Origin of the sequence: Paenibacillus sp. PvP094 (assembly GCF_040546835.1) — a bacterium.
GTDB lineage: Bacteria > Bacillota > Bacilli > Paenibacillales > Paenibacillaceae > Paenibacillus > Paenibacillus illinoisensis.
In genome coordinates, this window is the sequence record NZ_JBEPOM010000001.1 from 2,556,324 (window position 1) to 2,582,807 (window position 26,484).

Here is a 26,484-nt window from a genome sequence, read left to right on the forward strand (position 1 = left end):
TCCTCTGAACTGCTATATAATCGCTCCAAACAAGCAAGAAGTTTGGTATTTCTTATTGACAAATGATAATGATTATCAGTATCTTTGTTATAGAAGATTTGTTGTGCCGGAAATACGCTGAACATATAAATTCGTTTTCGTTATCGATAGCCGGAATACATAACCGGGATAAATGAGAGAGGGATGATCGCATGTTTCGTCTGGAGACGTCCAAGCTGGATATCGCTTATGAGGAAAGACTGATTGTTGAAGATCTGAATATTCAAATTCCCCAAGGAAAAATTACAGCGCTTGTTGGAGCCAATGGTTCAGGTAAATCAACCATCCTGAAGACGATGGCACGGATCATGAATCCAAAAGCAGGTAGTGTTTTGCTCGACGGGAAGTCCATTCATAAGCAATCCACCCGTGAAGTAGCCAAGCAGCTTGCGATTTTGCCGCAGAATCCTACGGCGCCGGAGGGACTCACAGTAACGGAACTGGTGTCCTACGGAAGATTTCCTTATCAAAAAGGCTTCGGTTCCATGCGTGCTGAAGACAAGCGCATGATTGAGTGGGCCATTGAAGTAACGGGCATGACGGAGTTCCACGACCGCCCAATTGATCAGTTGTCAGGCGGACAGCGTCAACGTGCCTGGATTGCCATGGCTCTTGCTCAAGAAACGGATATCCTGTTCCTGGACGAGCCGACAACATTCCTCGACATGGCTCATCAGCTTGAAGTATTGCAATTGCTGGAGATGCTGAACGAGACCGCGAATCGCACCATCGTTATGGTTGTGCATGATCTGAATCATGCCTCCCGCTATGCCCATCACATGATCGGCATTAAAAAAGGTAAAGCAATTGCTACAGGTTCCCCTGTAGAAGTCATGAACTGTGACGTCCTTCGCGAAGTGTTCAACATTGAAGCCGATATCGTAATTGATCCACGTTCCGGTGTGCCACTCTGCCTGCCATATGCACTTGTCGGCGAACGCCAGCAAACGGCTGTGCCAGAGCAAACGGCAGCACCAGAGCAAATGGTGATGAACGGTGCCATGATGAATGCTGCAGGACGCTCCGAACAACGTGTTCGTACCGCAACAGGAAGTTAATATAGCGGACCATTTGTGGTCTTGAAATATAGAATAAGCCGCTTTGCATTTATGCAGGCGGCTCATTCGCATTCATGGGAGGCATGCTGAGATGGGAGCAATCAACTATACCTGGTTACAGCAATATGGAAGAATCACAACCGTACCTGGGGATGAACCAGTTTGGGAGATTCACATGACCGAGCTTAGACAACCGGAGAAGGCGAGAGAGCTGCTGGATGTATATAATAAACATCTTCAGGCAGATTCAATCCGATCCGCAGCGGTATACTTCATGCATTCGGTGCGTGGGCTGATGCTGGGGATTCATTACATGACGGCACTATGTGATACATGGCTTGATCTTTCACTGGAGAACATGAAGCTGCAGCTCGAGGTTCAGGATGGCCGTGCAGCCTTTCGTTTTCAACTGCTGGATGGAACAGAACATCCTCACCCTGCACCAGTGAATCTCATAGATACAGCCCAATCCTTATGGCGAAAGGATATCCTGACCGCATACTACACGGAGCAGCTTCGTCCTTTGATTGAAGGGGTTGCTTCTGCCGGAGAAGCGAGCCTTGGTCAGATGTGGTCACAGCTTGCCTCCATGCTCCGTTGGTACAAGACCACAGCATTACAAATGAATATCGAAGAAGCTGAGCGAGAAGCGGTGATTGAAGGGTATGAACATGTCATTGCTCTACCTGCCAGCCTGCTCGGATTGAAGAAGAATCTGTTATCGTTCAAGCCGGTAGAGATTGATAATCCACATCAACCAGGAGAGACCATGCTGATGAAGCCGGTATGCTGTCTTCATCACCAAGTGTATGGAGGCCAAAATTATTGTTATAGCTGTCCCAAACTTAGTAAGGCCGAACGGCAGAAGCGTTATGATGACATCTTGGCAGCCATGTCTGGATAACAGGCAGGAAGGCCTCAAGGCTGAATTTGGTAATTGGTGAGCACCGGGTCTATAATATGGAGACAGGCGCTGTATTATGTTGTATGCATACAAGGTAATGACAGCTGCCGCAAAACCAACATCGATCATGGGAGGAATCAGTCATGTCCGTATATTCGTATCAGGCCGTAACGCCAGCCAATCAGGAAGTATCATTGGATCTGTACCAAGGTAAAGTTCTTGTCATCGCCAATACGGCCAGCAAGTGTGGATTGACTCCGCAATATGGAGAACTGCAGAAGCTGTATGATCGTTACCGCGATCAGGGTTTGGTTGTACTGGGTTTCCCTTGTAATCAGTTTGGAGGACAGGAGCCGGGTACAAGCGAGGAAGCCGAATCCTTTTGCCAAATAAACTATGGTGTGAACTTCCCTGTATTCGCCAAAGTGGACGTGAACGGTGAGGATGCACATCCTTTGTTCCAGTATCTTCGCGAGCAGCAGCCAGGGACAGCTGAAGACGACACGATTCAATGGAATTTCACCAAATTCCTGGTCAATCGTGAAGGTGAAGTGGTGGGACGATTTGAACCCAAAGAGTCTCCTGAAGCGATGACTGCAGAGATTGAGAAACTGCTGGGATAATCAAGTAGAACAGATCAAGCCTGCCTCCAGTTGGAGGACAGGCTTTTTTTAAAAGCTATTTTTACCAAGAAAGTTAAGGGAGCGGTTTGCTTAAATTGTAATATCCCTGATCCGAGGCAAGCTGCAGGAGATTACGGGCATAGTTTCCTGCCCAGGAATAGCCGTGTCGCCGCTCCTCGCTGATCTCCATAATATCCATGTACTTCTTGCCGTCGCGGTCCGCATAGAAGGGCACATCCTCATCTACATTGTAGAAACGGTACCATATCACACTGGACGGGTCAGGCTCGAAATACACCGGTCCTTGACGATTATATTTGGTTCCATCCTCTCGGACCTGATCAAACCAGCGGAGGGCGCTTTTGGCTGCGTGTTCAATCTCGGGTGTCTGAGGCCTGGACATAAGGAAAGCCGTGATGGCCACAGATTCGGATCCGGATTTGGATGCCAGTTCATAGGCTCTGCCGGATACAGGCGCGTAGGTTACCGGGTCATGCTGGGCACCCCAAACTGTAGGCACACCACCGTTTTTAATTTGAGCTTTCAATGTATATGCGATTCCTCGATTCAAGGCCGCCGCCAGCTTGGACCGTGTATCCTCACTCAGAATATCGTTGTTGAAGCCTTTACGCTTCTCAATGATGTCATCGATGAGCACCATGGTTCGCACCATGGCATTGTCATTATAGGTAACGCTGTCGGAGTAATTGCCCCGCTGTGGATAAACCTGAGGCCATCCGCCTGAAGGATATTGGGAGACGAGGATAAAATCCACCGCTTTGCGGACGCTGTCCCGGAAGAGGGGGTTGCCCGTCTTTTCATACATATCAGCCAGGAAGCGGATCTCGGTTGTAGTTGCGTCATTATCAAACGTTCCGAGCTCTACGCCTTTTGGGTCTTTCCAATCCGAACGCGGCGCTACCCCGTCCCAGGAGGACTTGTACTTCTCCTCCATTGCTTTGAAGAACCCACCATGCGGCAGCTGCCAGGATACAATGTTTAGCGCATAAGCGGTGTCCTTGGCCAAGTCTCCCGTAGAGAACGTGCTGTAATCCCTGAACTTATTCAGCAGTGAAGATACATCAACCCCTGCAGAAGTTTTGGAGGATAACACCTCGGTTTTAATGGTGACAGGCGGGGAATCGGCAAAAGCAACCACGGGCCTGGCGATATCTGCGGTCAACATGGCGATAATTGCAGAGACAGGAACCAGCGTTAATGAAACAGAGATGGAACGTTTCTTCAAATGAATGCCTCCCAACATAATTGGTATTCTATTCATATAAAATCCAAATAAAGGGTCAATAATATTGTAAGCGCTTTCTAATATAAAAATCAACTGATATGCTTAAAATTTTATAATTGTTATCGTTCAGCAATCAGCTGCCAGTATTACCATACGGTCAGGATGAAGGCCTTTTTTCTCCAAAAGGTTCAATAGCATAAACCGTTATTGCTCAGGGGACAATAGGTCTTAGAGGTTGAAGCAGCGGCTCGTCCACAGGGCGATATCCTATTTTTTAAATATTTTTTAAGAAAACACTTGTAATGTGAAAAAGATCACATTATAATGAGTACATGAAGTGAAATAAATCACAAAGTCACCAAGTTGGTAGTGAATATTTTCACATAATCGTTTAGTTTCATTAGTGAATGTATTCACAAAAAGAATGGAACCATTGTCGTTTTAAAGACCAGGAATCAAGCGCAGCTATTTGATAAATGAAGCACGGTTTAAATTTTATAATTTCAAGGGGGACCTTTATTATGAAAATCGCAGTTATCGGATGTACACATGCAGGAACCGCAGCCATCATAAATACCGCCAAATTGTACCCGGATGCTACCATCACGGTGTATGAGCGCAATGACAACATTTCCTTCCTATCTTGCGGTATCGCCCTTTATGTCGGTGGGGTTGTGAAGGATCCGGATGGACTGTTCTACTCTTCGCCAAACCAGCTGGCTGAGCTGGGTGTAGTCACCAAGATGCTGCATGAGGTTACAGCAGTGGATGCCGCGAATCATAAACTTCAGGCTAAAAACCTCAAAACAGGGGAAGAATTTGAAGATACGTTCGATAAGCTCATCGTGACAACAGGTTCATGGCCGGTCGTTCCAAAACTTGAGGGGATCGAGATGGAGAACATCTTGCTCTGCAAAAACTACAATCATTCCAATACGATCATCGAAAAAGCCAAAGAAGCCAAACGCGTTACCGTTGTCGGTGCAGGGTATATCGGTATTGAACTGGTTGAAGCATTCCAAATGAATGGTAAGGAAGTCACCTTGATCGATAGTGTGGACCGGATCCTCAACAAATATCTGGACCCCGAGTTTACAGATGCCATTGAGGACACACTGACTGAACGCGGGATCAAGCTTGCACTGGGTCAGACTGTACAGAAATTCGCCGGAGAGAATGGCAAGGTAACGAAGGTGATCACATCAAAAGGTGAATTCGAGACAGACCTCGTAATCCTGTGTATTGGTTTCCGTCCGAATACCGAATTGCTCAAAGGCCAGGTGGATATGCTGCCGAACGGCGCAATTATCGTGGATAAATATATGCAAACAAGCCAAAAAGACGTGTTCGCTGCAGGTGACAGCTGTGCGATTCACTATAATCCAACAGGCAAGGCTTCTTACATTCCACTGGCAACCAATGCCGTAAGAATGGGTACACTGGTAGCTCGTAACCTGGTTCGTCCAACAACGCCTTACATGGGTACACAAGGAACATCAGGAATTAAAATTTACGACCAGAATATTGCAGGTACAGGACTGACCGAAACATCTGCTACAGATGACGGGCTGGTCGTGGAAGCTGTAACACTTGAAGATGCTTATCGTCCGGAGTTCATGCCAACGGCTGAGAAACTGCTGCTCAAAGTCATTTACGAACAGGCTACACGCCGAATCGTCGGAGCACAAGTGATGTCCAAGGCGGATCTGACGCAATCGATCAATACGATCTCGGTTTGCATTCAGAACAACATGACCGTAGATGAGCTCGCCTTCATCGACTTCTTCTTCCAACCGCATTACAACAAACCATGGAACTTCCTGAACTCGGCTGGTCTTCAGGCTTTGCCTCCGGTGGAAGCGAAAGCACCAGCGATGGTGTAAAAATAAATAGAAATCCGAGAGCTGCCGCAGAAATGCGGCAGTTTTTTTATATAACTTGATGTAGTTGGTTCTGGAAATGGGTGCTATATTTAACAACAGGTTAGAGGTCAACCCATTAGATATGAACATGAAGGAGAGGTTCACAACATGCTTACAGATACAGTATCCGAGCTCAAAGTTTTGCTGCAATCCGTACCCCGTTCGTTTCTTGCACTGAATCCAAATGAACTTGTACAACCACGCATGGAAGGAAAATGGTCGCGTCTTCAGATTCTTGGTCATTTATGTGATTCGGCTCTTCATAACGTAAGCCGGTTTGTCCAAATGCAGCATCAGACCGAACCATTGTCTATAACACCTTATAATCAAGACCAATGGGTAGAGAGCCAACAGTACATCAGCGCACCGAGTGAAGAGGTGTTAAACCTCTGGATCAGTCTGAATCAGTCCGTCATTCGTGTTCTATCCAGCATGCCGGAGACAGGGGAATTACCAACGTGCGTCTTACCTGATGGAAGTGTGGTTACGATGGAATGGCTGGCACAAGATTACGTCCAACATCTGCAGCACCATCTGCAGCAAATTTTTGGTGAACATCATAATCTGGGAACAGAATAAGTAACCAACCAGCTGCACTCAAGCAAGAGAGCACGGAAGCTGGAAAAGGGGACTTTAAGGACTTTGTGATAAATGTAACAAACCTGCCGAGCCCTTCGCGATACAATGAACATATCAACGATGTAAGCTGATTTCGTTCATGAACAGTGAAGGAGAGGATGGCATGGCGGCAAAAACACCTCTTGAGGTTGCTCAATATACAGTGAACACGGGGATAAATAAAGCACAGAATCCGGTGTCCTCTGTGCTCGTTCTCAGTTTCCTGGCAGGGGCATTTATTGCGCTTGGGTTCCTGCTGGATATTCGCGTGATTGCCTCCGCGCCGGCGGAATGGGGCAGCTTGGTTAACCTGATCGGTGCAGCGGTATTCCCCGTGGGCTTGATCTTGGTATTGATTGGTGGGGGAGAACTGCTGACAGGCAACATGATGGCAGTACCGCTCGCCACACTGGCCCGTAAACTGTCCGTAGGCAGCATGCTGAAGAATCTTACCTTGGTCACGATCGGGAACTTTTTGGGTGCACTGTTCGTGGCATATGCGTTCGGGCATGTGCTTGGTCTCACAGGAGAAGGAGTGTATCTGACCAAGGTTGTGGATATGGCGGGACACAAGCTGCATGACGGCTTTCTACAGGCGTTTATATCTGGAATCGGGTGTAACTGGCTGGTAGCCCTGGCGGTGTGGCTATCTTACGCTTCGGATACAATGAGTGGCAAGGTGCTCGGCATCTGGTTTCCGACCATGGCCTTTGTTGCTATTGGATTCCAGCACGTGGTTGCCAATATGTTTCTTATTCCGGCTGCTATCTTCGAAGGGCATTACTCATGGGGGCAGTACATTATGAACTTCATCCCGGTATGGCTCGGTAATCTGACGGGAGGCGCATTGTTCGTTGCTGCTGCCTACTGGATGGTGTACCTGCGGAAGACCGAGACCGAGGTCAAAGCGGTTGTTCAGACAGTAGAGCCGGAAGCCAGACCGATCTGGAGCAAACAGGCATAATTGCCCGCACAATTTCAACTGAATATATTAAAGCGATCCCTTACTGCCTTGAGTTCACGGTGTATGTTATACCGTAAGCCGGCGAAGATGGGATCGCTTTTTTTACAGACAAAATAAATTCGCCATGACAAGGTTCGGGGGAACGAAACCTGTTCATGGCGAATTTCGGGAGTGGTCCATGATATGGCATGAGGAGGAAGTGGGGAAACACTAACCTAATGCCTTGTTTTTAATTTACCCCTGAATTTCGAGGATGAATCATGGGACCAAAACTTTTTTTGAATTAAAGGCATCAAGCCTGAGCGAACAAAACATGACTGTTCTCTTTACGTCATTACCTCCAAAATTATATGATGTAAGGATAGTTTTAAATGGGGAGGACTTGTACATATGATCGATCAGGAGAATGGCGTGTTCCCGGCGGTTTGCCCGCTTGACTGCCCGGATACTTGCGGCCTGCTGCTTCATAAGGAGAACGGTAAAATCGCGAAGGTGGCGGGCAACCCTGACCATCCGATTACGAAAGGCGCCATCTGCAATAAAGTCAGAAACATGGCAGAGCGGATATATCACCCCGAGCGGCTGCAATATCCGATGAGACGTGTCGGCGCGAAAGGTGAAGGCAAGTTCGAACGTATAAGCTGGGATGAAGCTATCCATGAGATTACGGGGAAATTCAAATCGATATCCGCGAAGTACGGCTCGGAGAGCATCCTGCCATACAGCTTCTACGGCAATATGGGGATCCTTGGGGTAGATGGGATGGATCGTCGATTCTTCAATGCGCTTGGTGCAAGTATGCTGGAGCAAACGATCTGCAATGCGGCAGGGAATACCGGATGGAAATATACGATGGGCGCCAATCGGGGAACGCTGCCTGAAGATACGGAGCATTCGGACCTTATTTTGGTCTGGGGAGGCAACATTGTAAGTACAAACATGCACCAAGTTGTCCTGGCTGAGAAAGCCCGCAAAAAAGGTGCCCAAATCGTGGTCATTGATGTTCACCGGAATCGTACAGCTCAATGGGGAGACTGGTTTATTCCGCTATACCCGGGGACAGACAGCGCACTCGCACTGGGACTGATGAATGTACTGTTTGACCGGGGCCTGACAGACGAAGCCTTTATGCAAAAGTATACTGTGGGCCATGAGGCACTGCGTGATCATGTCCGCGACTACACCCCTGAACGGGTTGCGCGCATCACGGGTGTACCGGAAGCAGATATCGTGAAGCTGGCTGAACTGTACGGAAACGCGCAGGCAGCACATATTCACATCGGCAACGGTCTTCAGCACCATGACAACGGAGGCATGAATGTGCGCAGCATTGCCTGTCTGCCTGCCATCACGGGACAATGGCTGAAGCGAGGCGGCGGAGCCGTACGCACCAACAGCTATGCGAGCACCAATAGCGACGCACTGGAGCGTCCAGAGCTTCGGAGCAATTCGGAAGCACGGGTTGTGAACATGAACCGGATTGGCGAAGCATTGCTGGAAGCGCAGCAGCCGATCCGGGCGTTAATGGTTTACTGCAGCAATCCACTGGTGGTGGCACCGGATACCGAGCGGGTGGAGCGAGGTTTTGCACGGGAAGATTTGTTTACCGTTGTGCATGATCTGTTCATGACGGACACGGCCAAGTATGCAGACATTGTGCTGCCGGCCAAGTCTTCGTTTGAAGCGACAGATCTGTATACGTCCTACTGGCATCAGTATGTTCATCTGCAGGAACCGGTCATTGCCCCAATGGGAGAGAGCAAGAGCAATGTGGAACTGTTTTCGCTGCTGGGACAGGCGATGGGATATGATCCTGAGATTTTCGGTGAGACGCCGGAACAGATGATTGCGGACGCCCTGGCGGATACAGGTAATCCTTATATGAATGGAGTAACGCTGGAGGCCCTTCAGGAGCATCGTTTTGTGAAACTGGATATGTCGTCGCATGATTCATTCCTGGAACAGCTGCCTACACCATCCGGGAAGATCGAGCTGTATTCGGAAACGATGGCAGAGAGGGGACTTCCGCCGCTGCCTACATATCGTGCTCTAGTTGAAGGGTATGACGGGGAACATCCGGCCGGACCTGATGATGTGCATCCACTTATGTTCCTGTCGCCACCGAATCACAATTTCCTCAATTCAACCTTTGCCAATACGGAGAAGCATCAACGTATGGAGAAAATGCCCATGCTGCAGATTCATCCGGAGGATGCGGCTCTCAGAAACATTGAAGATGGCGATGCGGTGGTCGTGTGGAATGACCGGGGACGGATCGAACTTACTGCCAAGGTGGGTGAATCCATGCTGCCGGGTACGGTTATTAGCCAAGGCTTGTGGTGGGATGGAAGTGGACGGAAACAGCGGGTGAATTCACTGACATCGGGTCGGCTGTCGGACATGGGCAACGGGGCAACGTTCTTCTCGGCCACTGTCGAAGTGAAGCGTCAATGAGTGTACTTGCAGATTGAGGCTTTTCAGGTAAGATGAACAAGGGATAAACCTTGAAGCAAGAATAAAAGGCAATGTTTATTTATACAAATAGCCTCCGCTCAGGTAGTTTAAGCCGCCGTGAGTGGAGGTTTGTTTTGCTCGTTTATGGTAGTAAGGAGAATGGATGAAGATGATGAGATGGTTGGATACCTATCCAAAAGAAGTCAAAGTATTTTTGCTGGCAAGTCTGGTTAACGCGACAGGCAGTGCCCTGATGTGGCCGCTGACCACGATGTACGTATTTGATGAACTTGGGCGGACGATGGCTAATGCGGGATTCGTCATTCTGATCCAGTCGCTCGGCGGTATCTTCGGCCAGCTGCTCGGCGGTGCATTATATCACAGAGTCGGCGTGAAGAAGCTGATCATTGGATCGCTTGCCCTTAATGCACTTGGGCTGTTTGCCCTGCCCTGGATTAGTGCGTACTGGGTTGTATTTATATGTGCCATGGGCTGGATCGGTTTGTTCAGTTCCTTGTCGCTGCCTGCGATCCAGGCCTTTATTGGCTTTCGGTTTGCGGAGCGGCGTGGAGAGCTGTTCAATATTATTTATGTAGCGAACAATATCGGTGTAGCGATTGGGACGGCACTCAGCGGTTTCTTGGCTGACTTTTCCTATCACCTCAGCTTTGTACTGAACGGCGTAACCTCTGCCGGATTTGCAGTCTTCTTCTGGTACTATCTATCGCGGGTGGAGCCGGATCAGGGAGAAGTGCATCTGACGAAACGCAAAAAGGTCCAAAATGGTCCCGGGATCTGGGCGCTGCTTGGCAACACCAGGTTATATCTGTTTATGAGCCTGGGGGTATTGTTCATCCTGTTTGGCAATTCCATCTGGAACACAGGCGTATCGCCGTATATCATCTCGGAAGGGATGGAGAAAAGAATGTACGGCCTGCTCTGGACACTGAACGGGGTTCTGATCTTCGTGGGCCAACCGTTCACGAGTTGGGTTAAACGCACCATGGCTCGTACCTCAACTGCGCAGATGGCAGCGAGTGCGATATTCTATGGATTGGCTTATATTATCATGATCACGATGTACAGCTATCCGGGCATGGTGTTTGCGATGGTGCTGGCGACCTTTGGAGAAATGCTGATCTCACCTGCAACCCCTGCCTTTATCTCTGACCATGCGGGCAGAGCGGCACCATTCTACATTGGAGTCTCCGGCGGGATCGGATCGATTGGTCGTGTCATTGGCCCTTATGTGATGGGTGTGATGTATGATAATCAGGGCCTGATCTCCGTAGCCTGGCTGGCAACAGCGATGGCTGGGGTGGCTCTGCTCGGTTTTGCACTTCATGCCGTCCTGAATCGCCACCGTGAGGTGAAGGAGTATGGGTTGGATACCTAGAGTCTTCTAGGCGGGAGTATCATTGGAACAGACATGTTGGACGAGTAGAAGATTTACCCAACATGTCTGCATGTTCCACAAAATTTTGGTTGACAAAAATGTGTTTTTATGCTATAATTTACATATTAAATCATTCCGTATATACTAAGGTTCTCCTGGCCAGGGGGACCTTATTTTGTTATGCGGGAGGATAAATATGAAGCCGAATGAATCCAGCATTACGTCTTTGATCTCGGCCTTTGGCCGCGCCTATCACAGCCAATATGACTCACCTCTGATTTTCGATGATCATCTAGCCAAGGCTCTGATTTCTCCACAGGAGTTTGAACAGATTCGGGAGCAAATGGTGCAGGGCATTCATTTTTTTAATCCCGAAATGGCCGATATGGGGAAGGAGGACCCCGATAAAATATTGAGGTGGATCACCCAAGTCCAGTTGTCTCCCATTGCTTTGGCGAGAGCAGCCTACTGCGAGCAGGTAGTGCTCCATGAAGTCAACCTGGGGGCCAGACAATATGTCATTCTGGGAGCCGGAATGGATACCTTTGCGTTAAGAACCCCGGAACTGAGCGACAGGCTGAATATCTTTGAAGTTGACCATCCGGCTACGCAGCAGTTTAAGAGTGATAGGCTGAGTTTGGCCAACCTGTCAATCCCAAGCAACCTGCACTTGATCCCAATGGACTTTGCGCATGGGTTTGCTTATGAAAATCTGACCAGCAGAGGTTTCAAAAATCAGAGAACGTTCCTCAGCCTGCTTGGCGTTTCGTATTACCTGTCCAAAGAGGTATTGTTCAATCTTTTGCGGCAGGCTTTCGCCAACCTTCCATCCGGAAGCTCGATGGTACTGGATTATGCAGATGAACGACTCTTTGAGGAGAAAGGCATATTTAATCGGGTAGAGAACATGTTGAAGCTGGCTGCGTCCTCCGGCGAGCCAATGCAATCCTGTTTCGCGTATCACGAGATCGAAGGCCTGCTGGCGGATGCAGGACTTCTCATCTATGAGCATTTGTCCCCTGAAGATATCCAGCAGCGATATTTCAACAATCGTACAGATGAATTGACTGCATTTGAGACGATTCATTTTATCCATGTTGTAAAAAAATAAGCGAATTTAGGGTGTAGCTTGGCATACTCTAAATTAGTAAAACACCCTTCCTCCGATAAGTCAGGGGGAAGGGTATTTGAGCTAACAATGTAAATGAAGCACTTTATCCGAATTGTGCCTGATGCAGTCGGCTATAGGAGCCTTCCCGCTCGAGAAGCTCATCATGGCTGCCCTGTTCGGCTACGCCACCGTTCTCTACGACAATAATGCGGTCCGCGTGCCGGATGGTTGCCAGTCGGTGCGCAATAACGAGCGTTGTACGTCCCTGAGCCAGCTCGGACAGCGCCAGCTGAATGGCAGCTTCTGTTTCGGTATCCAGAGCCGAAGTTGCTTCGTCCAGGATGAGGATGGGCGGATTTTTCAGAATCATGCGCGCGATGGACAGGCGCTGTTTCTGTCCGCCGGACAATTTCACGCCGCGTTCACCAATCATGGTGTCGAGTCCTTCCGGCTGTGAACGTACCAGCTCTTCCAATTGTGCCCGACGGATGGCTTCCCAGATTTCCTCATCCGATGCATTCAATTTGCCGTAGGCAATATTTTCACGAATGGTGCCATCAAACAGGAATATGTCCTGCTGTACAATGCCGATATTTGAGCGCAGCGACTCCAACGTCATATCTTTCACTGGAATCCCATCAATGGTGATATGGCCAGCATCCACATCATAAAAGCGCGGGATCAGGCTGCACAGCGTGGATTTGCCCGCTCCGGAGGGTCCAACCAGTGCAACGGTCTGCCCGGCTTGAATCTCCAGATTGACCTGGTCCAATGTAGGCTTATGTTCACCATAGGAAAAGCTAACATTATGGAAAGCGATATCTCCGCTTACGCTTGTGATGGGCTTGGCCTGCGGTGTATCTTCTACATCTGGCACAGCTTCGAGAAGTTCCAGGTACCGCTTGAAACCAGCAATGCCTTTCGGATAGGTTTCAATGACAGAGTTAATCTGTTTGATCGGACCCAGGAAAATATTCGACAGCATCACGAAGGCGATAAATTCCCCGTAGGTCATACTTCCTTGAATGACAAACCATGTTCCGCATACCAGCACAAACAGCGAGACGAATTTCATCAAAATAAAACTAAGCGAGGAGTTCCACGCCATAATGCGGTAGGTGATCAGTTTGGTAAGGCGGAAGCGTTCATTATTTTCAGTAAAACGACCAATTTCGTGATTTTCATTGGCAAAAGCCTGTACTACACGGATTCCGCTGACCGTGTTTTCGACCCGAGCATTATAGTCTGCAATATCGGCAAACATGCGTTTGAAGGCACTGGACATTTTGCGGCTGAAATACAGGGACAGGTAGATCATCAGCGGCACGATGATAAAGGTCAGTACAGCGAGCTGCCAATTGATGCTGAGCATGATGCCGAAGGCACCGGCCAGCGTCATCAGGGCAATAAATAAATCCTCCGGTCCGTGGTGCGCAATTTCCCCAATATCCATCAGATCATTGGTCATACGTGAAACAAGGTGGCCTGTCTTGTTATTGTCGAAGAAGCGGAAGGACTGTTTCTGTACACGTGTGAACAGTTCTCTCCGCATATCGGATTCAATGTTAATCCCCAGCTTATGTCCCCAATAGGTGACTGCAAAATGGAAAAAGGAACTAAGCAGATAGATGCCGAGTAAAGCGGCACATGCGGTTAAAATCATGGACCAGTTGCCCTCAGGGAGCAGCTTGTCCACCACCTGGTTTACTGCCAGCGGAAACACGAGTTCCAGCAGGGCAGCTGCAATGGCACAAGAGAAATCCAGAATAAAAAGTCCCCTGTAGGGGCGGTAATATGCCATGAAACGGCGAAGCATATGTATTTCTCCCTTCTATAACGCAAAAGCCCAGGCAGGCTTCAAGGCCTGTCCGGACATAGCGTTCAGTCATGATGGATATATTTTATAAATGCTATTTACTTGCGGTTCTGCTGTGCACGTTTCACGATCATATCAGCGAATTCTTCTGCTTGACCCTGGATTGCGATCGGATCAAAGTACCAGTAGCGATCCTCCTGTAGTTCGTACACCTGGTTGTTCTTCACAGCCGGCAGGTTCTGCCAGATAGCATCGCCCTGGTAATTGGCATTACCCTCACTCACGGTCAGGAAAATATGATCCCCTGCATAATCACCGATGACCTCTCGCGAAATTTCCTTCCACTGCGTATCACCCATGAGTTCTTTCTTGGTGATCTCGAGCGGTGCAAGTTCCAATGCACGATAGACGGCCTGTCCACCGCGGCCAAAATTATCCCCGTAACCATAGTAACTCTTGTCGGATACTTCAAGAATCGAGAACGTTTCCTCAGGCTTAATCACTGCTTTTACTTTAGCGCGGGAGGCTTCAATGCTCTCGTCATATGATTTTAGCCACGCTTCGGCTTCTTCGGATTTGTTCATCAGTTCCCCGAATCCACGGATTTCGTCATGCACATTGGTGAATGTGCCGTAGGGAATGACAACGGTAGGTGCTATTTTTTGATATTTTTCAATCTCTTCAGCATCAGCAGAATAGGTAATGATCAGATCCGGATTCAATTCAACAACCTTTTCAAGAGATACGGCGCCGCGGTCACCAATACCTTCGACGTCTGCGACCTGATCCGCATAGAACGGATTATCCAGGTAGTAATTAACTGCACCAACGGGCTTTACACCAAGAGCAAGCAGATCACTTACGTACATGTCGGTAACAATACGCTTGGGTTCGGCCGGGATCTCAACATCCCCGCTTAGGGATTTATAGATCCTTGTTGCACTAGCGGAAGTACCCGAATCGGTCGAGGACTCTGTGGTTGCCTCTGTTGAACCGGATGCAGATTCCGTTCCTGTGGCGGTCTGTTCTGCAGCACTGGAGCCTGCACCATTACTGCAGGCAGACAGGATCATGATTATGGCTAGCATAAGCAGCAAGCCGGAAAAGCGTTTTTTGACGGCAAACATCGGTAAGTTCCCCCTGTGACAATTAATAATGATTATTATTCTCATTAATAACATAGAGGAAGATTTGATATTTGTAAATGGACAACTATGATCAGTGTTCCATGGACAATTATGATGTGAGTTTATGCACTATAGTCTGCAGCTGTTCAATAACCGATAGTGGATCAAATCCGTAAAACATGTCAGCTTCAATCTCGTAGACTTGTCCATTTCGAACAGCGCCAAGGCTGCTCCATTGCCCCTGACTGAGGAGTATTTCCAGAGCCTGTCGCTCCTCTGGATCTGAAGGGTAAGCCATAAATATGTGATCAGCAGCATACAGATGAATGTCCGAAGTGGGCACATGTACATAACCTGTGAGTAACTGGCCATCCTTCTCCATACGTGCGGGGGGAGTGAAGCCCAACGATTGATACAGGATATGTGAGGCCCTGCCCCAGCCTTGGCCATATACATAGGCTCCGCTTTTGCCAGTCCAAAAGATGCATATGGCTGATCCTCTCGTGCCGATCGATGAGTCCAGCATATGATTGGCGTCTGCCTGAAGCTGATCATACCGACTTAGCAATACCTTGGCATTGTTCTCCAGGCCTGTAACCCGGCCCAGCTGAAGGAATTGCTCCTGCCAATCCATTTTCTCGAATGGCATCAGAATGGTTGGTGCGATCTGGCGCAGTTCATCCGTGCTGGAGTGAGGCGCGTAACCGATGATGACGTCAGCACCGGAGTCTGCAATCAGATCAAGCCGGGTAAACAGTTCATATTCGGAGTGTTGTATGAAGGATTGCTGTCCATTTTGGGCCAGTTTATCTTCCATCCAGGAGGGCACAGCTCCCATGTAGGGGGTATAGCCCAGTGCCAGCAGAGAAGCGGTATAGTTATAAGTTAGGGATACAATCTTCTTGGGCGTCTTTCGGTAAAGGGTTGGCGCGGTTCCAACCATCTGCTTGAATTTGCGGCTTAAATAGAAAATATCCCGGTAGCCTGTCAGCTGTGCGAGCTCCTGCAGTGTGGGATTGGCGAATAGCAGACGCTCTTGTGCCAATCGGATTCTAAGGCGGGTGACATATTCCACAAAGGTAAGACCGGTATGCTTCTTGAATTCCCGCGAAAAGTGTTCGGGGCTCACATTGGCATCCCTCGCCAATTGATCTCGTGTCAGTGGATGGTCAACTTTGTCATGAATGTGTCTGATGACAAGGTCCAGCCATGAATGCTCATTGCGGCTCGAACGGACAGAATGATCGTATAACGCATCAAGCAGCTGATAGAATAGCATGTGGGGTTTGAACAGGCCGGGCGCCTCACTTTTGGAACAGGCAAGCATCAGCTCGAATGCCATATCGGCAATCCCGCGGTTCGCAATGGATGCAGGTGTTCCAAACGGCCAGCGCGGCGATTCAATGTCGGTTCCTTCAAAAGCTATAGCAATCCCTTGTACCGGCGATAGAGAGCCGCGTGTCTGTTCATGCTGAATCAGGGTTCCGGCCTGCCGAACCACTACAGACCCGGTATTTACCGTCAAATTGCGATCCATGCTGATCAGCCTGGCCTGACCCGATGTAACGACATAAATCACATGCAATCTGTTCCAGTCTTCATCTGTGCGAGAAAAGGCCTCTTGGTCATGAAAATGAACCAGGTAGCGCAGCTTGTACATCACCGGTGGAAGGGACCGAATCTCGTGCATAGGCCCGTTTTGGGTTAGCGGATGTTGATCTTCACTTTGCTCTATATAGCTCATAACACAGGTGTCTCCTTACTTGGTTTGAATTAATATGCAGTATATACCATAATTGTTGAATGTGGTTACCTGGATTAGGAAGTCCATTTATTTCAGCGAAAATGAATAAAGAGGTTGAAATCGCTATCAACACCGACTATAATAAAAATGTCGAAACGTTTCAATGTCTTGCCAAGAAGCATGTCCATACAATTTTTGTAATGAACTGCCTGTTGGGTGAACATTGAAGGGTTTGTCTCGATGATAATGGATCCCCAGGTAAAGCTGGTCCGAATGAGCCGTTGGGCAAGAAGTCAAATGGAAGAATTTTTTTTGATATCGCTTCGAAACGTTTCGATTGAATAGAAACGGCTATCATTCAATGATATAGTATAGAATTTGGTGGTTGTCACAACCATTTACAGTATAAAATGTAGGTAACTTATGAAATTGGTCAAGTTAGAAGGAGCGAACGTGGAATGGCAACGATTAAGGATGTGGCAAAGCTGGCAGGTGTGGCGCTCTCGACCGCTTCCTATGCATTAAACGGGGACAGCAAGGTTAGCGCCAAGACCAAGGCAAAAGTGCTGGAGGCAGCCCGAGAACTGAATTATCGCAAAAACGGCTTTGCCATGGACCTGAAACGGAGCCGGACGAATACGATTGCGTTAATTCTGACTGATCTTTCGGGTCCGTATTACTCGGAGTTGATTCGCAGTGTTCAGGATGTGGCGCTTGCGAATGGATATGATCTGATTGCATGCAGTTCGATGGGTGGTCGTGATTCAACGGCAGTCCGGTTTTTGCGGGAAAAGAGAGTGGATGGTGCGATTGTACTCGCACACAACATCCATGATGACATTTTGGTGGAATCTGCGGGACAGCGTTTTCCTATTATTGTAATGGATCGTCATCTGTCGGGTGACCATCTGGTCAATGTGCTGGTTGACGGTGAACAAGGTGGATACCTGGCTACGCGTCACCTGATCAATGAGGGGCACCGGAAGATTGCCTATATTAGCGGTCCATCCAACTCGTATGATAATGCCCTGCGTTACCAGGGATATCTGAGAGCCATGAAGGAAGCAGGGCTTGAGGAGAAATCCAAATGGCGTCTAAGCGGCAATTTCGTTCGTGAAGGCGGGCATAGCGCAACCAAAATGATGATTATGCAGGGCGAGCTTCCAACCGCTGTATTTTACGGGAATGACGAAATGGCTATAGGTGGTTTGAAGGCATTGGAAGAGAGCGGCATATCCGTACCCAATGATATTTCGGTTATCGGATTTGATGACATTCAATTGTCTGAATTCGTTCGTCCTCCCCTCACGACGGTACGGCAGCCGAAGCACGAGGCCGGATCACTTGCAGGACATCTGCTGTTCCAGATGCTGAATGGTGAAGCCGTGAATCCATCGTATACGTTGACGATTGATATGGTGGAACGCGAATCTGTACGCTCTGTGCAGGCAGAGTCGGGTAACCAGCCCGCGTAAGAAGCAGCATTTGGATGGATATGGTTCCTGGTATGCCTGGAGCATAAGGGACCGTATCTTAAATAAATAATCTAATGATCCTTACGTAAATCTCGTTGAACAGGAGATGAAGCAATGGCTTTGATTCAATGCCAGTTGTTCGCCGAAAGTCTTAGCGTGTCTACAGACATTACCCTTATACTGCCTGAGCATTCACCGCTTCGCGCAAGCCGGAATGGAAAACTGCCTGTTCTGTATCTGCTGCATGGGCGCGGTGCAGACCACTCCGAATGGACACGGCATTCATCCATCGAACGATTGGCCGAGGCCCGGGGAATTGCGGTTGTGATGCCATCGGCAGGGCGAAGCTACTATATGGATATGCAGCAGGGCGGGTCTTATTTTACATATATAAGTGAGGAACTGCCTGCATTCGTGAAGTCGCTCTTTCCCATCTCGGACCGCCGTGAAGATACATTTGTAACAGGTGTTTCCATGGGCGGGTATGGTGCATTCAAGCTGGGTCTGCGTTTTCCGGAACGATATGCTGCGGCAGCCAGCCTCTCGGGCGGGCTTGATCTGGCAAGCAGGGTACGTGGCGAGGGGAACTTCACCCCTGCAGAAATGCAGAGCATCTTCGGGAGTCCGGAGCGAATTGAAGGCAGTGATGACGATCTGCTGGCTGTTAGCCGCAGACTGGCTGCGTCAGGGACGGCGTTCCCACAATTGTATCAATGCTGCGGGACAGAAGATTTTCTGTACGAAGCCAACCAGACATTTCGGCATACGATGAAGGAACTGGATGTACAGGTGACGTATGAGGAAGAGCCAGGTGGCCATGAATGGAGTTATTGGGATATGAAGATCAAGCGTGTTCTGGAATGGTTGCCTGTTCAGGTATAGCCAGCGTGAAAATAAAACCAGGGGTTCGTAACCGGATTGGCCTTGAACAGGTCGGTTTGCAGAGGAACCCTATTCTTTTTCGATCGATTCGAAACGTTTCGATTTTTACTAAATGAAGGAGTGAATGACATGACAACGATGATTAATGAACCGATCCGGCTTACTGCCGGGGAATTGACGTTTACCTTTTTGAACAGTGGGGACCTGTACCAGGCAACTTCCGGTACAACCATGCTGAACCAGCTGCTAAGCAACCAGATCGATGGTTCTCTGAACAATCTGTACCTGCGAGTACATGAGGGCGAGAACATTAGCTCTTTCCCGCTGCTGGGTGCACGTTCGAACAGTAAGGTGATTACAAGCAAGACTCAGCCAGACAATCAACTGATCTGGGAAGGCAGCATCCCATTGGAAGGACAGGAACAAGGCATTGGTTATCAGGTCGTGTTCACTGCAACATCGCAAGGCGTTTGGTTCTGGGATGTGAAACTGAAAGGGCAGCATAACGGAGTGGATATCGTCTACGGACAGGATGTTGGACTGGCTGATCCGGGTGCGGTACGCAGCAACGAGGCCTATCTGTCACAGTATATTGACCATACTGTCTTTGAAGATGGAACGAAGGGATATGTCGTTTGTTCGCGTCAAAACCAGCCTCAGGGCGGCGCATTCCCATATATGCAGCAGGGTTCTTTGACCAAGGCAGTCGGTTACTCCACAGATGGCTTCCAGTTCTTCGGTCTGTCCTACAAGGAAACCAACGAGCCTGAAAGTCTCAGCCGTAAAACGCTGGCTAATGAGACTTATCAATATGAGTTCGCCTATACGGCGCTGCAATCCGAGCTGTTGAACCTGAACGGGGAAGCTGAGGTTGTTTTCTATGGACTGGCGAAGTCCAATCATCCAGAAGGCATTTCTGCACTGGAGTATGCAGATGAAGTGACTGCGGCTTGGGACGCTGTACAGAAACTCGAAGTTCAGTACGGTGAAACACTCGAGCAAGTGAAGCTGTCTTCCAGCCTGGGCGAGCCGCTTGTGGCAATGGACCTGACGGAAGAGGAAATCAAGGAACTGTTCCCTGATCGTCATCAGGAAGAGCGTAATGAGGATTCACTCCTGTCCTTCTTCACAGGCAGCTACGAACATATCGTCCTGAAAGCCAAGGAACTGCTGGTGGAGCGTCCTCACGGTCATATCCTGATGAGCGGTGGCAACGTGAAGCTTGGAGCACAGGTCATTACAACAACATCTTATATGTACGGTATCTTCAACTCGCAGCTGGTTATCGGCAACACCAATTTTAACAAAATGATCAGTAACGCCCGCAATGCACTGAACGTGCCGAAGACCGCTGGCCAACGCATTTACGTAGAGATGGATGGCCAATATCGTCTGCTCACGATGCCGTCACTGTTCGAAATTGGCTTCAACTATGTGCGCTGGATGTACAAAACTGAATCCGATACACTCATCGTAACGAACTATACAGGTGCACATACAACCGAAGTGAGCATGAATGTTCGTTCTACAAGCGGTAAAGCCTATCGCTACCTGGTAACCAACCAGATCACAATGAACGTGAACGAATACGAATATCCGCTGCACATGACGCAGGATGGCAATACACTGGTCTTCAAAGCGGACCCAAAAGCAATCAGTGCTGGCACATATCCTGACTTGCAATATCGCATGTCTGTAGAGGGTGCCTCAATGAACGCAGGCGACGAGACGCTGCTGGCAAGCGGTATCCGCAGTGGATCGGCTTCGCTGGTTACGCTTAGCCTGGAAGAGAGTGCAGAGTGGACGCTTAAGGTTCAGGGTGTACTGGAAGGCCAAGTTGCTGAAGCTGGATCAACTCTTTCATTTGAAGAGGAAGTACAGGCTTATCGCGAATTCTTCGCGGGTGTAATGAATGGCTTCCGTTTGTCCCGCGGCGAAGGTCAGAGTGCTGAGGACCTGTTCAAAGTGAATGCCTTGGCTTGGTGGTACACACACAACATGCTGGTTCACTATTCCGTGCCTCACGGTCTGGAGCAATACGGCGGCGCAGCATGGGGTACAAGGGACGTATGTCAGGGTCCGGTTGAATACTTCATGGCTACTCAAAAATACGAGCAGGTACGCGATATTATCAAAATGGTCTACACGCACCAATACGAGGATGACGGCAACTGGCCACAATGGTTCATGTTTGACAAATATTTTGCCATTCAGCAGGAAGAGAGTCACGGCGATATCATCGTCTGGCCGCTGAAAGTGCTGGCAGACTATCTGACGGCGACGCGCGACTATGCGATTCTGGATGAGAAGGTGCCTTACACCGTCAAACACAGCTTCGGATTCACGGAAGACACAGCAACGGTACTGGATCATGCGAAGAAAGAGATCGAATACATTCGTTCGCACTTCCTGCACGATACGTTCCTGTCTTCCTATGGCGATGGGGACTGGGACGATACCCTGCAACCAGCCAATGCACAGCTCAAGCAGTTTATGGTGAGCAGCTGGACGGTAGCTCTGACGTATCAATCCGTCAACGTGCTGTCACAGGCTTTGAAATACAAGGATGCTTCCTTCGCAGAGGAGCTTGAAGTTCTGGCTCAGGGTATCCGTGAAGACTTCAACCGTTACATGCTGGGAACCGATGTTATTCCGGGCTTTGTGTACATGGAGGACGCGGATCAGGCGAAGCTGATGCTGCATCCGACCGATACAGAGACAGGTATTCAGTATCGTCTGCTGCCTATGACACGCAGCATGATCGGTGAATTGCTTACGGCAGAACAGGCTGAATCGCATTATGCATTGATTCGCGAGCATTTCCTGTGCCCGGATGGCGTGCGCTTGATGAATCGTCCAGCTCAGTATGCCGGCGGTGTGAGCACCCACTTCAAGCGGGCAGAACAAGCATCCAACTTCGGACGCGAGATCGGGTTGCAGTACGTACACGCCCACATTCGTTATGTGGAAGCAATGGCCAAACTCGGTAAGACCGATCAGGTATGGAATGGACTCGCGATGATCAATCCGGTTGGAATCGGTGAGGTTGTGCCTAATGCAGAGATCCGTCAAGCCAATGCGTACTTCAGCAGTTCCGACGGCAAATTCAACACACGTTATGAGGCGCAGGAGCATTTTGATCAATTGCGCAAAGGTACCGTACAGGTGAAGGGTGGATGGAGAATCTATTCCAGCGGCCCGGGGATCTACATGAACCAGCTGATCTCGAATGCACTCGGTATCCGTCAGGAAGGTGGAGATCTGGTCATTGACCCTGTCCTGCCAGCCGAGCTGGATGGCATGCAGTTCGAGTTTGAATATGCAGGCGAACCGGTAACGTTTATCTATCACCTGAACGAAGGATCGGTTAACCGCGTAACCTTAAACGGCAAGGAGATCCGCACAGAAGTTACGGCGAACCGTTACCGTCAGGGCGGAGTCTGCATCTCACTGGATGAGTTCAGACAGCTGCGTACTTCGGACCGTACCATCGTTGATATTTATATGTAACTCACTTCTTATAGCTTGATGCTTGAGTGTAATGAAAGGCCATCCTCCTTAACAGGCAGGATGGTCTTTTTTCATGAAACGTGAGAGACAATGGTCCATGGCCTATGTCAGATGGGGAGCACGCGCTGGCTAATCACCTTTATCAACGCAGCGGAACTGCCAGCATCGTCTGCAGCAGCTCATTGTGACGAACGGTTTTCGTAACATAGCCATGCGTCTCAAACCACCCGGTTAATTCATCCAGCAGGGGGAAATGGCGTTCTCTTATGGCAAGCAGCTGCTCACCGTTTCCATCTGCCTCAGCTTGTCTTATATAAGCCTCGCGGTGAAGTGCGTCCGCAAACATGAGATCGGTTAGACAGATTCGTCCCCGCGGGGTTAATACCCGCTGCATCTCCTGCAGTGCCAGCTGCTGCTGGTCCGGACTCAGATGATGGAAGGCGAAGCTGGATACAAGAAAATCAAAGGTCTGATCGGTAAAAGGCAGTGCCAGGAAGTTCCCCAGCTTTACATGCATCCCAGGATACTTGGTACGGCATGTACGCAGCATTTCTCTGGACTGGTCAATTCCTGTCATGATGGCTTGGCGTTCCAGTAACTTGCCAGCAAGATTGCCTGTACCTGTTCCGATATCAAGTCCGTGTTCACCGGGAACAGGGGAGATCCAATTCGCAGTCTGTTCCAGCGCCTCGTCATAGTTGTGATATAGATAAAAGGAAGACGATGGTGCCTTCTGGGTATCTGGGGGTTCTTCGGTGCACCCGGATTCGTTGTAAGGCATGCTACCAGCTTCTTCCGGGAAAGATGGGGAAGATACAGGGATGCTGCCGCTCTTGGCGTGAACACGCTCATCATGGATAGCAGCCTGGGTATCATAGTTCCAACGATCATGCCAGTTCTGGCGTGCTTCCCGCAAGCGGCGTGAACTGTCTGCGAGCTCATGGAGATGGCTAACATCCAGCGGCCCGTCTTGACGATTGAGATCAATCATGCGCTGGGTCGTATCCAGCATGCGTTTCAGTTCAACCCACTGGGCATACATGACGGCTTGCTGCAGCTCCAGATATTCCTCCAGCCGCTGCTGGTTGCCTTGATCAATCTCACTGAGCGCGTGAGTAATATCCTGAAGTGACATGCCGATCTCCCGCAGTGCGGCAATCGTCTGAAGCCGCCAGATGTCATTTTCCGTGTAGCTCCGGTATCCATTGCTGGCCTGCTTGGCGGGGAGAATTAATCCTTTTTCCTCGTAAAAACGGATCGCTCTGGGGGATATGCCAAGCCTGCTTGCCGCCTCTTTGATATTCAAGGGCCGCACCTCCTTCATGATAATCAGTATAAACGATGACGTAACGTAAAGGTTAAGGGGAGATCCCCATTTTAGTTCGGGCTTAGGGCTGTGCTACAATATAATCAGATGAGAAAAATGCGCTAGTGGCATCTATAAGCTATTATCCAAGGGCCATGTAACGCGCTGGAATAATGTAATTACCTGTATGAAAGGTTGAAATGCGATGCTTACCCGTCAAACGTATAAAATTCGGCCATCCGAGATGAAGGATGCACCCCAACTGATGGAGATGGATGCTCTGGTGTGGGATATACATACCTCTCCAGCGCCATTTCATTGGAAGTCCAGACAGCAATTTCTGCAGCATTGTCCGCCCGGCAGCCAGCTGGTTGCCGTTCAGGGAGAACGGGTCTGCGGCTATGTGGGCTTTTATCCGCCTACGGGGATGCCTGTCAATCGTCATGTCTACGAGATTAATATTGCTGTTCATCCCAATTACCGGCGCAGTGGGGTGGCCACGTCCCTGATGCATGCCATGAAAGAATATGCTCGTGAACAGGGGATTCATAAGCTGCGCCTTCGCGTGCTGTCGAGCAATCCGGGAGCGATCGCTTTTTATACCCAATGTGGATTTGAGACGGAGGGCCGACTGGTGTCGGAATTTTATATCGCCGGGAAGTATGTGGACGATATTCTCATGAGTTATTTTATCCGGAATGAACGGTAGTTCGATGACGAAGGAGGAACAATATAATGGATATGGGACTTCGGGGTAAAAAAGCGCTGGTGCTGGCATCCAGTCAGGGACTGGGCAAGGCGGTGGCAGCACAGCTGGCCGCAGAAGGCGCAGACGTGATGCTTGCGAGCAGGAACGAGGAGAAGCTCGCAGCCGTCAAACAAGAACTGCTGGAACTGGATGGCGGAGGACGCGTTGAATACTGCGTAACGGATGTTACACGCAAGGAAGACATTAACTCATTAATCCATAAGACAGGGGAGCTGTTCGGGCAGATTGATATTCTGGTGAACAACTCTGGCGGTCCTCCTTCGGGAACATTTGAATCATTGACCGATGAGGATTGGGAACGTGCATTTGAGTTGAATGTGATGAGCTATGTACGTATGATTCGTGGGGCCCTCCCTTATATGAAGACCAACGGCGGACATATTGTGAATATTGCTTCAACTTCGGTGAAACAGCCAATTCCGGGGCTGATCCTGTCCAATACATTCCGTACGGGTGTCTTTGGTCTGGCGAAGACGTTGTCACAGGAGCTTGCCCCTTATGGCATTCTGATCAATACGGTGGCACCCGGACGAATCGGAACAGATCGGATACGTGAACTCGACACTGCCCGCGCAGAGCAGAATGGAATTAGTGAAGAAGAGGTAGCCGAACAGTTCCGCAAGGAAATCCCTCTGGGACGATACGGCCAGCCCGAGGAATTCGCCAAAGCCGTAGTGTTCCTGTTATCCGGGGCCAATACCTACATTACTGGTACTTCGCTAGTGGTGGATGGCGGTATGGTACGAGCTCTCTAAGATGGAAAGGTCATTTGTCTGAAGAGTTCCGGTTATATATGGGAACGATGTAAAACCCTCTGTCACACCATGGGTGAAGACAGAGGGTTTTTGATCGAAAATATGCAAAAGTATACAAACGAGCTGGCACGATCCATCAAGCCGGATCCGTGCTGTTCGTGCTGGTGGATTCGACTGAGCTGCCTGAATCGGATTCAGTTCCTGATGCCTCGCCACGCTTGCCTCTGGAACCTTGTCGTGCTTCCGGCAGTACGCCGTTTACCAAGTCCGTCACCCGTTCGTTCAGGCCGGCTATCCGTTTGTCATACTGGGTCTGTGTGATATTCCCGTCAGACAGCTGCTGCAGCTCGCTCTTCCCGGCAGCGACTAGCTTGTCGATTACAGTCTGCACGTCTACATTATTACTGGCAGCGATCTCGGCAATCGTGCTGCCTGCCTTGCGGGCTTCCTTCAGCTTGTCTACTGTTACGCCGAGGGCGGAGACCAGTTCATCCGTGTATCGGCCATGCCCGGCTCCCTTGTTAGCATTTATGGATTTTGATGATTTCGATGTATGTGAATTCGTTGTGGGGCTGGCATTTTTCTTCTGAGCTGAAGTGCCCGCAGCCGGATCGGCACTCGCGGTGGTGTTTGCAAACCATCCTCCGCCAAGCGCGATCGTCAAAGCCATCGTGCTGGTAATCATCATGGTTCTTGATGTTCTGCTTCTCTTCATCAGCGATCATCCTCTTTCTCAGTATAGTTGTGTATGGCATGGGCCAAGAA

Annotated in this window: 20 protein-coding genes; 14 read left to right on the plus strand and 6 right to left on the minus strand. The window is 49.3% G+C overall.

Features of this window, described 5'->3' with window-relative positions; all coding sequences use genetic code 11:
• Positions 1 to 191 precede the first annotated feature (191 nt).
• The 3 genes from ABIC22_RS11805 (at position 192) to ABIC22_RS11815 (ending at position 2,624) form a co-directional block, all read left to right on the plus strand.
• Positions 192 to 1,097, plus strand: coding sequence for an ABC transporter ATP-binding protein (locus tag ABIC22_RS11805; RefSeq protein ID WP_354480965.1), 906 nt, complete (start codon positions 192 to 194; stop codon positions 1,095 to 1,097).
• A gap of 91 nt (positions 1,098 to 1,188) precedes the next feature.
• Entirely contained in the window at positions 1,189 to 2,001 is an 813-nt protein-coding gene (locus tag ABIC22_RS11810) for an IucA/IucC family C-terminal-domain containing protein (protein WP_354480967.1), read from the plus strand.
• A gap of 143 nt (positions 2,002 to 2,144) precedes the next feature.
• The gene (locus ABIC22_RS11815) at positions 2,145 to 2,624 is read left to right on the plus strand and encodes a glutathione peroxidase (RefSeq protein ID WP_127537301.1); all 480 of its coding nucleotides are present in this window, start codon (positions 2,145 to 2,147) and stop codon (positions 2,622 to 2,624) included.
• Between the two features lie 73 nt (positions 2,625 to 2,697).
• On the opposite strand, the gene pelA is transcribed toward ABIC22_RS11815, so the two are convergent.
• Positions 2,698 to 3,870: a pectate lyase gene (gene pelA / locus ABIC22_RS11820; protein ID WP_354480970.1), complete on the minus strand. Its 1,173-nt coding sequence runs from the start codon at positions 3,868 to 3,870 to the stop codon at positions 2,698 to 2,700.
• Between the two features lie 521 nt (positions 3,871 to 4,391).
• Between pelA and ABIC22_RS11825 the strand changes: the two genes are divergently transcribed.
• From ABIC22_RS11825 to ABIC22_RS11850, 6 genes are all read left to right on the plus strand, one after another.
• A complete protein-coding gene (locus ABIC22_RS11825; RefSeq protein WP_154894778.1) occupies positions 4,392 to 5,753 on the plus strand; it encodes an FAD-dependent oxidoreductase in 1,362 nt (453 codons plus the stop codon).
• 147 nt (positions 5,754 to 5,900) lie between these two features.
• Positions 5,901 to 6,371: a DinB family protein gene (locus ABIC22_RS11830; RefSeq protein WP_354480972.1), complete on the plus strand. Its 471-nt coding sequence runs from the start codon at positions 5,901 to 5,903 to the stop codon at positions 6,369 to 6,371.
• Positions 6,372 to 6,534: 163 nt separating this feature from the next.
• Positions 6,535 to 7,374: a formate/nitrite transporter family protein gene (locus tag ABIC22_RS11835; protein ID WP_354480974.1), complete on the plus strand. Its 840-nt coding sequence runs from the start codon at positions 6,535 to 6,537 to the stop codon at positions 7,372 to 7,374.
• 390 nt (positions 7,375 to 7,764) lie between these two features.
• A complete protein-coding gene (locus tag ABIC22_RS11840; protein ID WP_354480976.1) occupies positions 7,765 to 9,828 on the plus strand; it encodes a molybdopterin-containing oxidoreductase family protein in 2,064 nt (687 codons plus the stop codon).
• 172 nt (positions 9,829 to 10,000) lie between these two features.
• Positions 10,001 to 11,224, plus strand: coding sequence for an MFS transporter (locus tag ABIC22_RS11845; protein WP_354485943.1), 1,224 nt, complete (start codon positions 10,001 to 10,003; stop codon positions 11,222 to 11,224).
• A 196-nt stretch (positions 11,225 to 11,420) separates the two neighbouring features.
• On the plus strand, positions 11,421 to 12,335 hold the full coding sequence (locus ABIC22_RS11850; RefSeq protein ID WP_354480978.1) for a class I SAM-dependent methyltransferase: 915 nt from the start codon (positions 11,421 to 11,423) through the stop codon (positions 12,333 to 12,335).
• A 103-nt stretch (positions 12,336 to 12,438) separates the two neighbouring features.
• Here the strand turns inward: ABIC22_RS11850 and ABIC22_RS11855 are convergent, their stop codons facing one another.
• From ABIC22_RS11855 to ABIC22_RS11865, 3 genes are all read right to left on the minus strand, one after another.
• Positions 12,439 to 14,151: an ABC transporter ATP-binding protein gene (locus ABIC22_RS11855; RefSeq protein WP_127537296.1), complete on the minus strand. Its 1,713-nt coding sequence runs from the start codon at positions 14,149 to 14,151 to the stop codon at positions 12,439 to 12,441.
• Positions 14,152 to 14,249: 98 nt separating this feature from the next.
• A complete protein-coding gene (locus tag ABIC22_RS11860; protein ID WP_354480980.1) occupies positions 14,250 to 15,278 on the minus strand; it encodes an iron-hydroxamate ABC transporter substrate-binding protein in 1,029 nt (342 codons plus the stop codon).
• Positions 15,279 to 15,387: 109 nt separating this feature from the next.
• Positions 15,388 to 17,022: a helix-turn-helix domain-containing protein gene (locus ABIC22_RS11865; RefSeq protein ID WP_354480982.1), complete on the minus strand. Its 1,635-nt coding sequence runs from the start codon at positions 17,020 to 17,022 to the stop codon at positions 15,388 to 15,390.
• A gap of 458 nt (positions 17,023 to 17,480) precedes the next feature.
• Here ABIC22_RS11865 and ABIC22_RS11870 point away from each other — a divergent pair, with 458 nt between their 5' ends.
• From ABIC22_RS11870 to ABIC22_RS11880, 3 genes are all read left to right on the plus strand, one after another.
• A complete protein-coding gene (locus ABIC22_RS11870) occupies positions 17,481 to 18,497 on the plus strand; it encodes a LacI family DNA-binding transcriptional regulator (RefSeq protein WP_354480984.1) in 1,017 nt (338 codons plus the stop codon).
• A gap of 114 nt (positions 18,498 to 18,611) precedes the next feature.
• Positions 18,612 to 19,379, plus strand: coding sequence for an alpha/beta hydrolase (locus ABIC22_RS11875; protein ID WP_127537292.1), 768 nt, complete (start codon positions 18,612 to 18,614; stop codon positions 19,377 to 19,379).
• A gap of 129 nt (positions 19,380 to 19,508) precedes the next feature.
• A complete protein-coding gene (locus tag ABIC22_RS11880) occupies positions 19,509 to 22,889 on the plus strand; it encodes a GH36-type glycosyl hydrolase domain-containing protein (RefSeq protein WP_354480986.1) in 3,381 nt (1,126 codons plus the stop codon).
• Between the two features lie 142 nt (positions 22,890 to 23,031).
• On the opposite strand, the gene ABIC22_RS11885 is transcribed toward ABIC22_RS11880, so the two are convergent.
• The gene (locus ABIC22_RS11885; protein ID WP_483312541.1) at positions 23,032 to 24,204 is read right to left on the minus strand and encodes a methyltransferase domain-containing protein; all 1,173 of its coding nucleotides are present in this window, start codon (positions 24,202 to 24,204) and stop codon (positions 23,032 to 23,034) included.
• A 196-nt stretch (positions 24,205 to 24,400) separates the two neighbouring features.
• Here ABIC22_RS11885 and ABIC22_RS11890 point away from each other — a divergent pair, with 196 nt between their 5' ends.
• Positions 24,401 to 24,904, plus strand: coding sequence for a GNAT family N-acetyltransferase (locus ABIC22_RS11890; RefSeq protein WP_354480990.1), 504 nt, complete (start codon positions 24,401 to 24,403; stop codon positions 24,902 to 24,904).
• 26 nt (positions 24,905 to 24,930) lie between these two features.
• Complete coding sequence (locus ABIC22_RS11895) at positions 24,931 to 25,719, plus strand: SDR family oxidoreductase (RefSeq protein ID WP_354480992.1); 789 nt, start codon at positions 24,931 to 24,933, stop codon at positions 25,717 to 25,719.
• A 136-nt stretch (positions 25,720 to 25,855) separates the two neighbouring features.
• On the opposite strand, the gene ABIC22_RS11900 is transcribed toward ABIC22_RS11895, so the two are convergent.
• On the minus strand, positions 25,856 to 26,434 hold the full coding sequence (locus tag ABIC22_RS11900; protein WP_354480994.1) for a hypothetical protein: 579 nt from the start codon (positions 26,432 to 26,434) through the stop codon (positions 25,856 to 25,858).
• Between the last annotated feature and the right edge of the window lie 50 nt (positions 26,435 to 26,484).

Coding starts and splice junctions, on each gene's coding strand:
- ABIC22_RS11805 (WP_354480965.1), top strand. CDS start 192: ATGTTTCGTCTGGAGACGTCCAAGCTGGATATCGCTTATGAGGAAAGA.
- ABIC22_RS11810 (WP_354480967.1), top strand. CDS start 1,189: ATGGGAGCAATCAACTATACCTGGTTACAGCAATATGGAAGAATCACA.
- ABIC22_RS11815 (WP_127537301.1), top strand. CDS start 2,145: ATGTCCGTATATTCGTATCAGGCCGTAACGCCAGCCAATCAGGAAGTA.
- ABIC22_RS11825 (WP_154894778.1), top strand. CDS start 4,392: ATGAAAATCGCAGTTATCGGATGTACACATGCAGGAACCGCAGCCATC.
- ABIC22_RS11830 (WP_354480972.1), top strand. CDS start 5,901: ATGCTTACAGATACAGTATCCGAGCTCAAAGTTTTGCTGCAATCCGTA.
- ABIC22_RS11835 (WP_354480974.1), top strand. CDS start 6,535: ATGGCGGCAAAAACACCTCTTGAGGTTGCTCAATATACAGTGAACACG.
- ABIC22_RS11840 (WP_354480976.1), top strand. CDS start 7,765: ATGATCGATCAGGAGAATGGCGTGTTCCCGGCGGTTTGCCCGCTTGAC.
- ABIC22_RS11845 (WP_354485943.1), top strand. CDS start 10,001: ATGAGATGGTTGGATACCTATCCAAAAGAAGTCAAAGTATTTTTGCTG.
- ABIC22_RS11850 (WP_354480978.1), top strand. CDS start 11,421: ATGAAGCCGAATGAATCCAGCATTACGTCTTTGATCTCGGCCTTTGGC.
- ABIC22_RS11855 (WP_127537296.1), bottom strand. CDS start 14,151: ATGCTTCGCCGTTTCATGGCATATTACCGCCCCTACAGGGGACTTTTT.
- ABIC22_RS11860 (WP_354480980.1), bottom strand. CDS start 15,278: ATGTTTGCCGTCAAAAAACGCTTTTCCGGCTTGCTGCTTATGCTAGCC.
- ABIC22_RS11865 (WP_354480982.1), bottom strand. CDS start 17,022: ATGAGCTATATAGAGCAAAGTGAAGATCAACATCCGCTAACCCAAAAC.
- ABIC22_RS11870 (WP_354480984.1), top strand. CDS start 17,481: ATGGCAACGATTAAGGATGTGGCAAAGCTGGCAGGTGTGGCGCTCTCG.
- ABIC22_RS11875 (WP_127537292.1), top strand. CDS start 18,612: ATGGCTTTGATTCAATGCCAGTTGTTCGCCGAAAGTCTTAGCGTGTCT.
- ABIC22_RS11880 (WP_354480986.1), top strand. CDS start 19,509: ATGACAACGATGATTAATGAACCGATCCGGCTTACTGCCGGGGAATTG.
- ABIC22_RS11890 (WP_354480990.1), top strand. CDS start 24,401: ATGCTTACCCGTCAAACGTATAAAATTCGGCCATCCGAGATGAAGGAT.
- ABIC22_RS11895 (WP_354480992.1), top strand. CDS start 24,931: ATGGATATGGGACTTCGGGGTAAAAAAGCGCTGGTGCTGGCATCCAGT.
- ABIC22_RS11900 (WP_354480994.1), bottom strand. CDS start 26,434: ATGAAGAGAAGCAGAACATCAAGAACCATGATGATTACCAGCACGATG.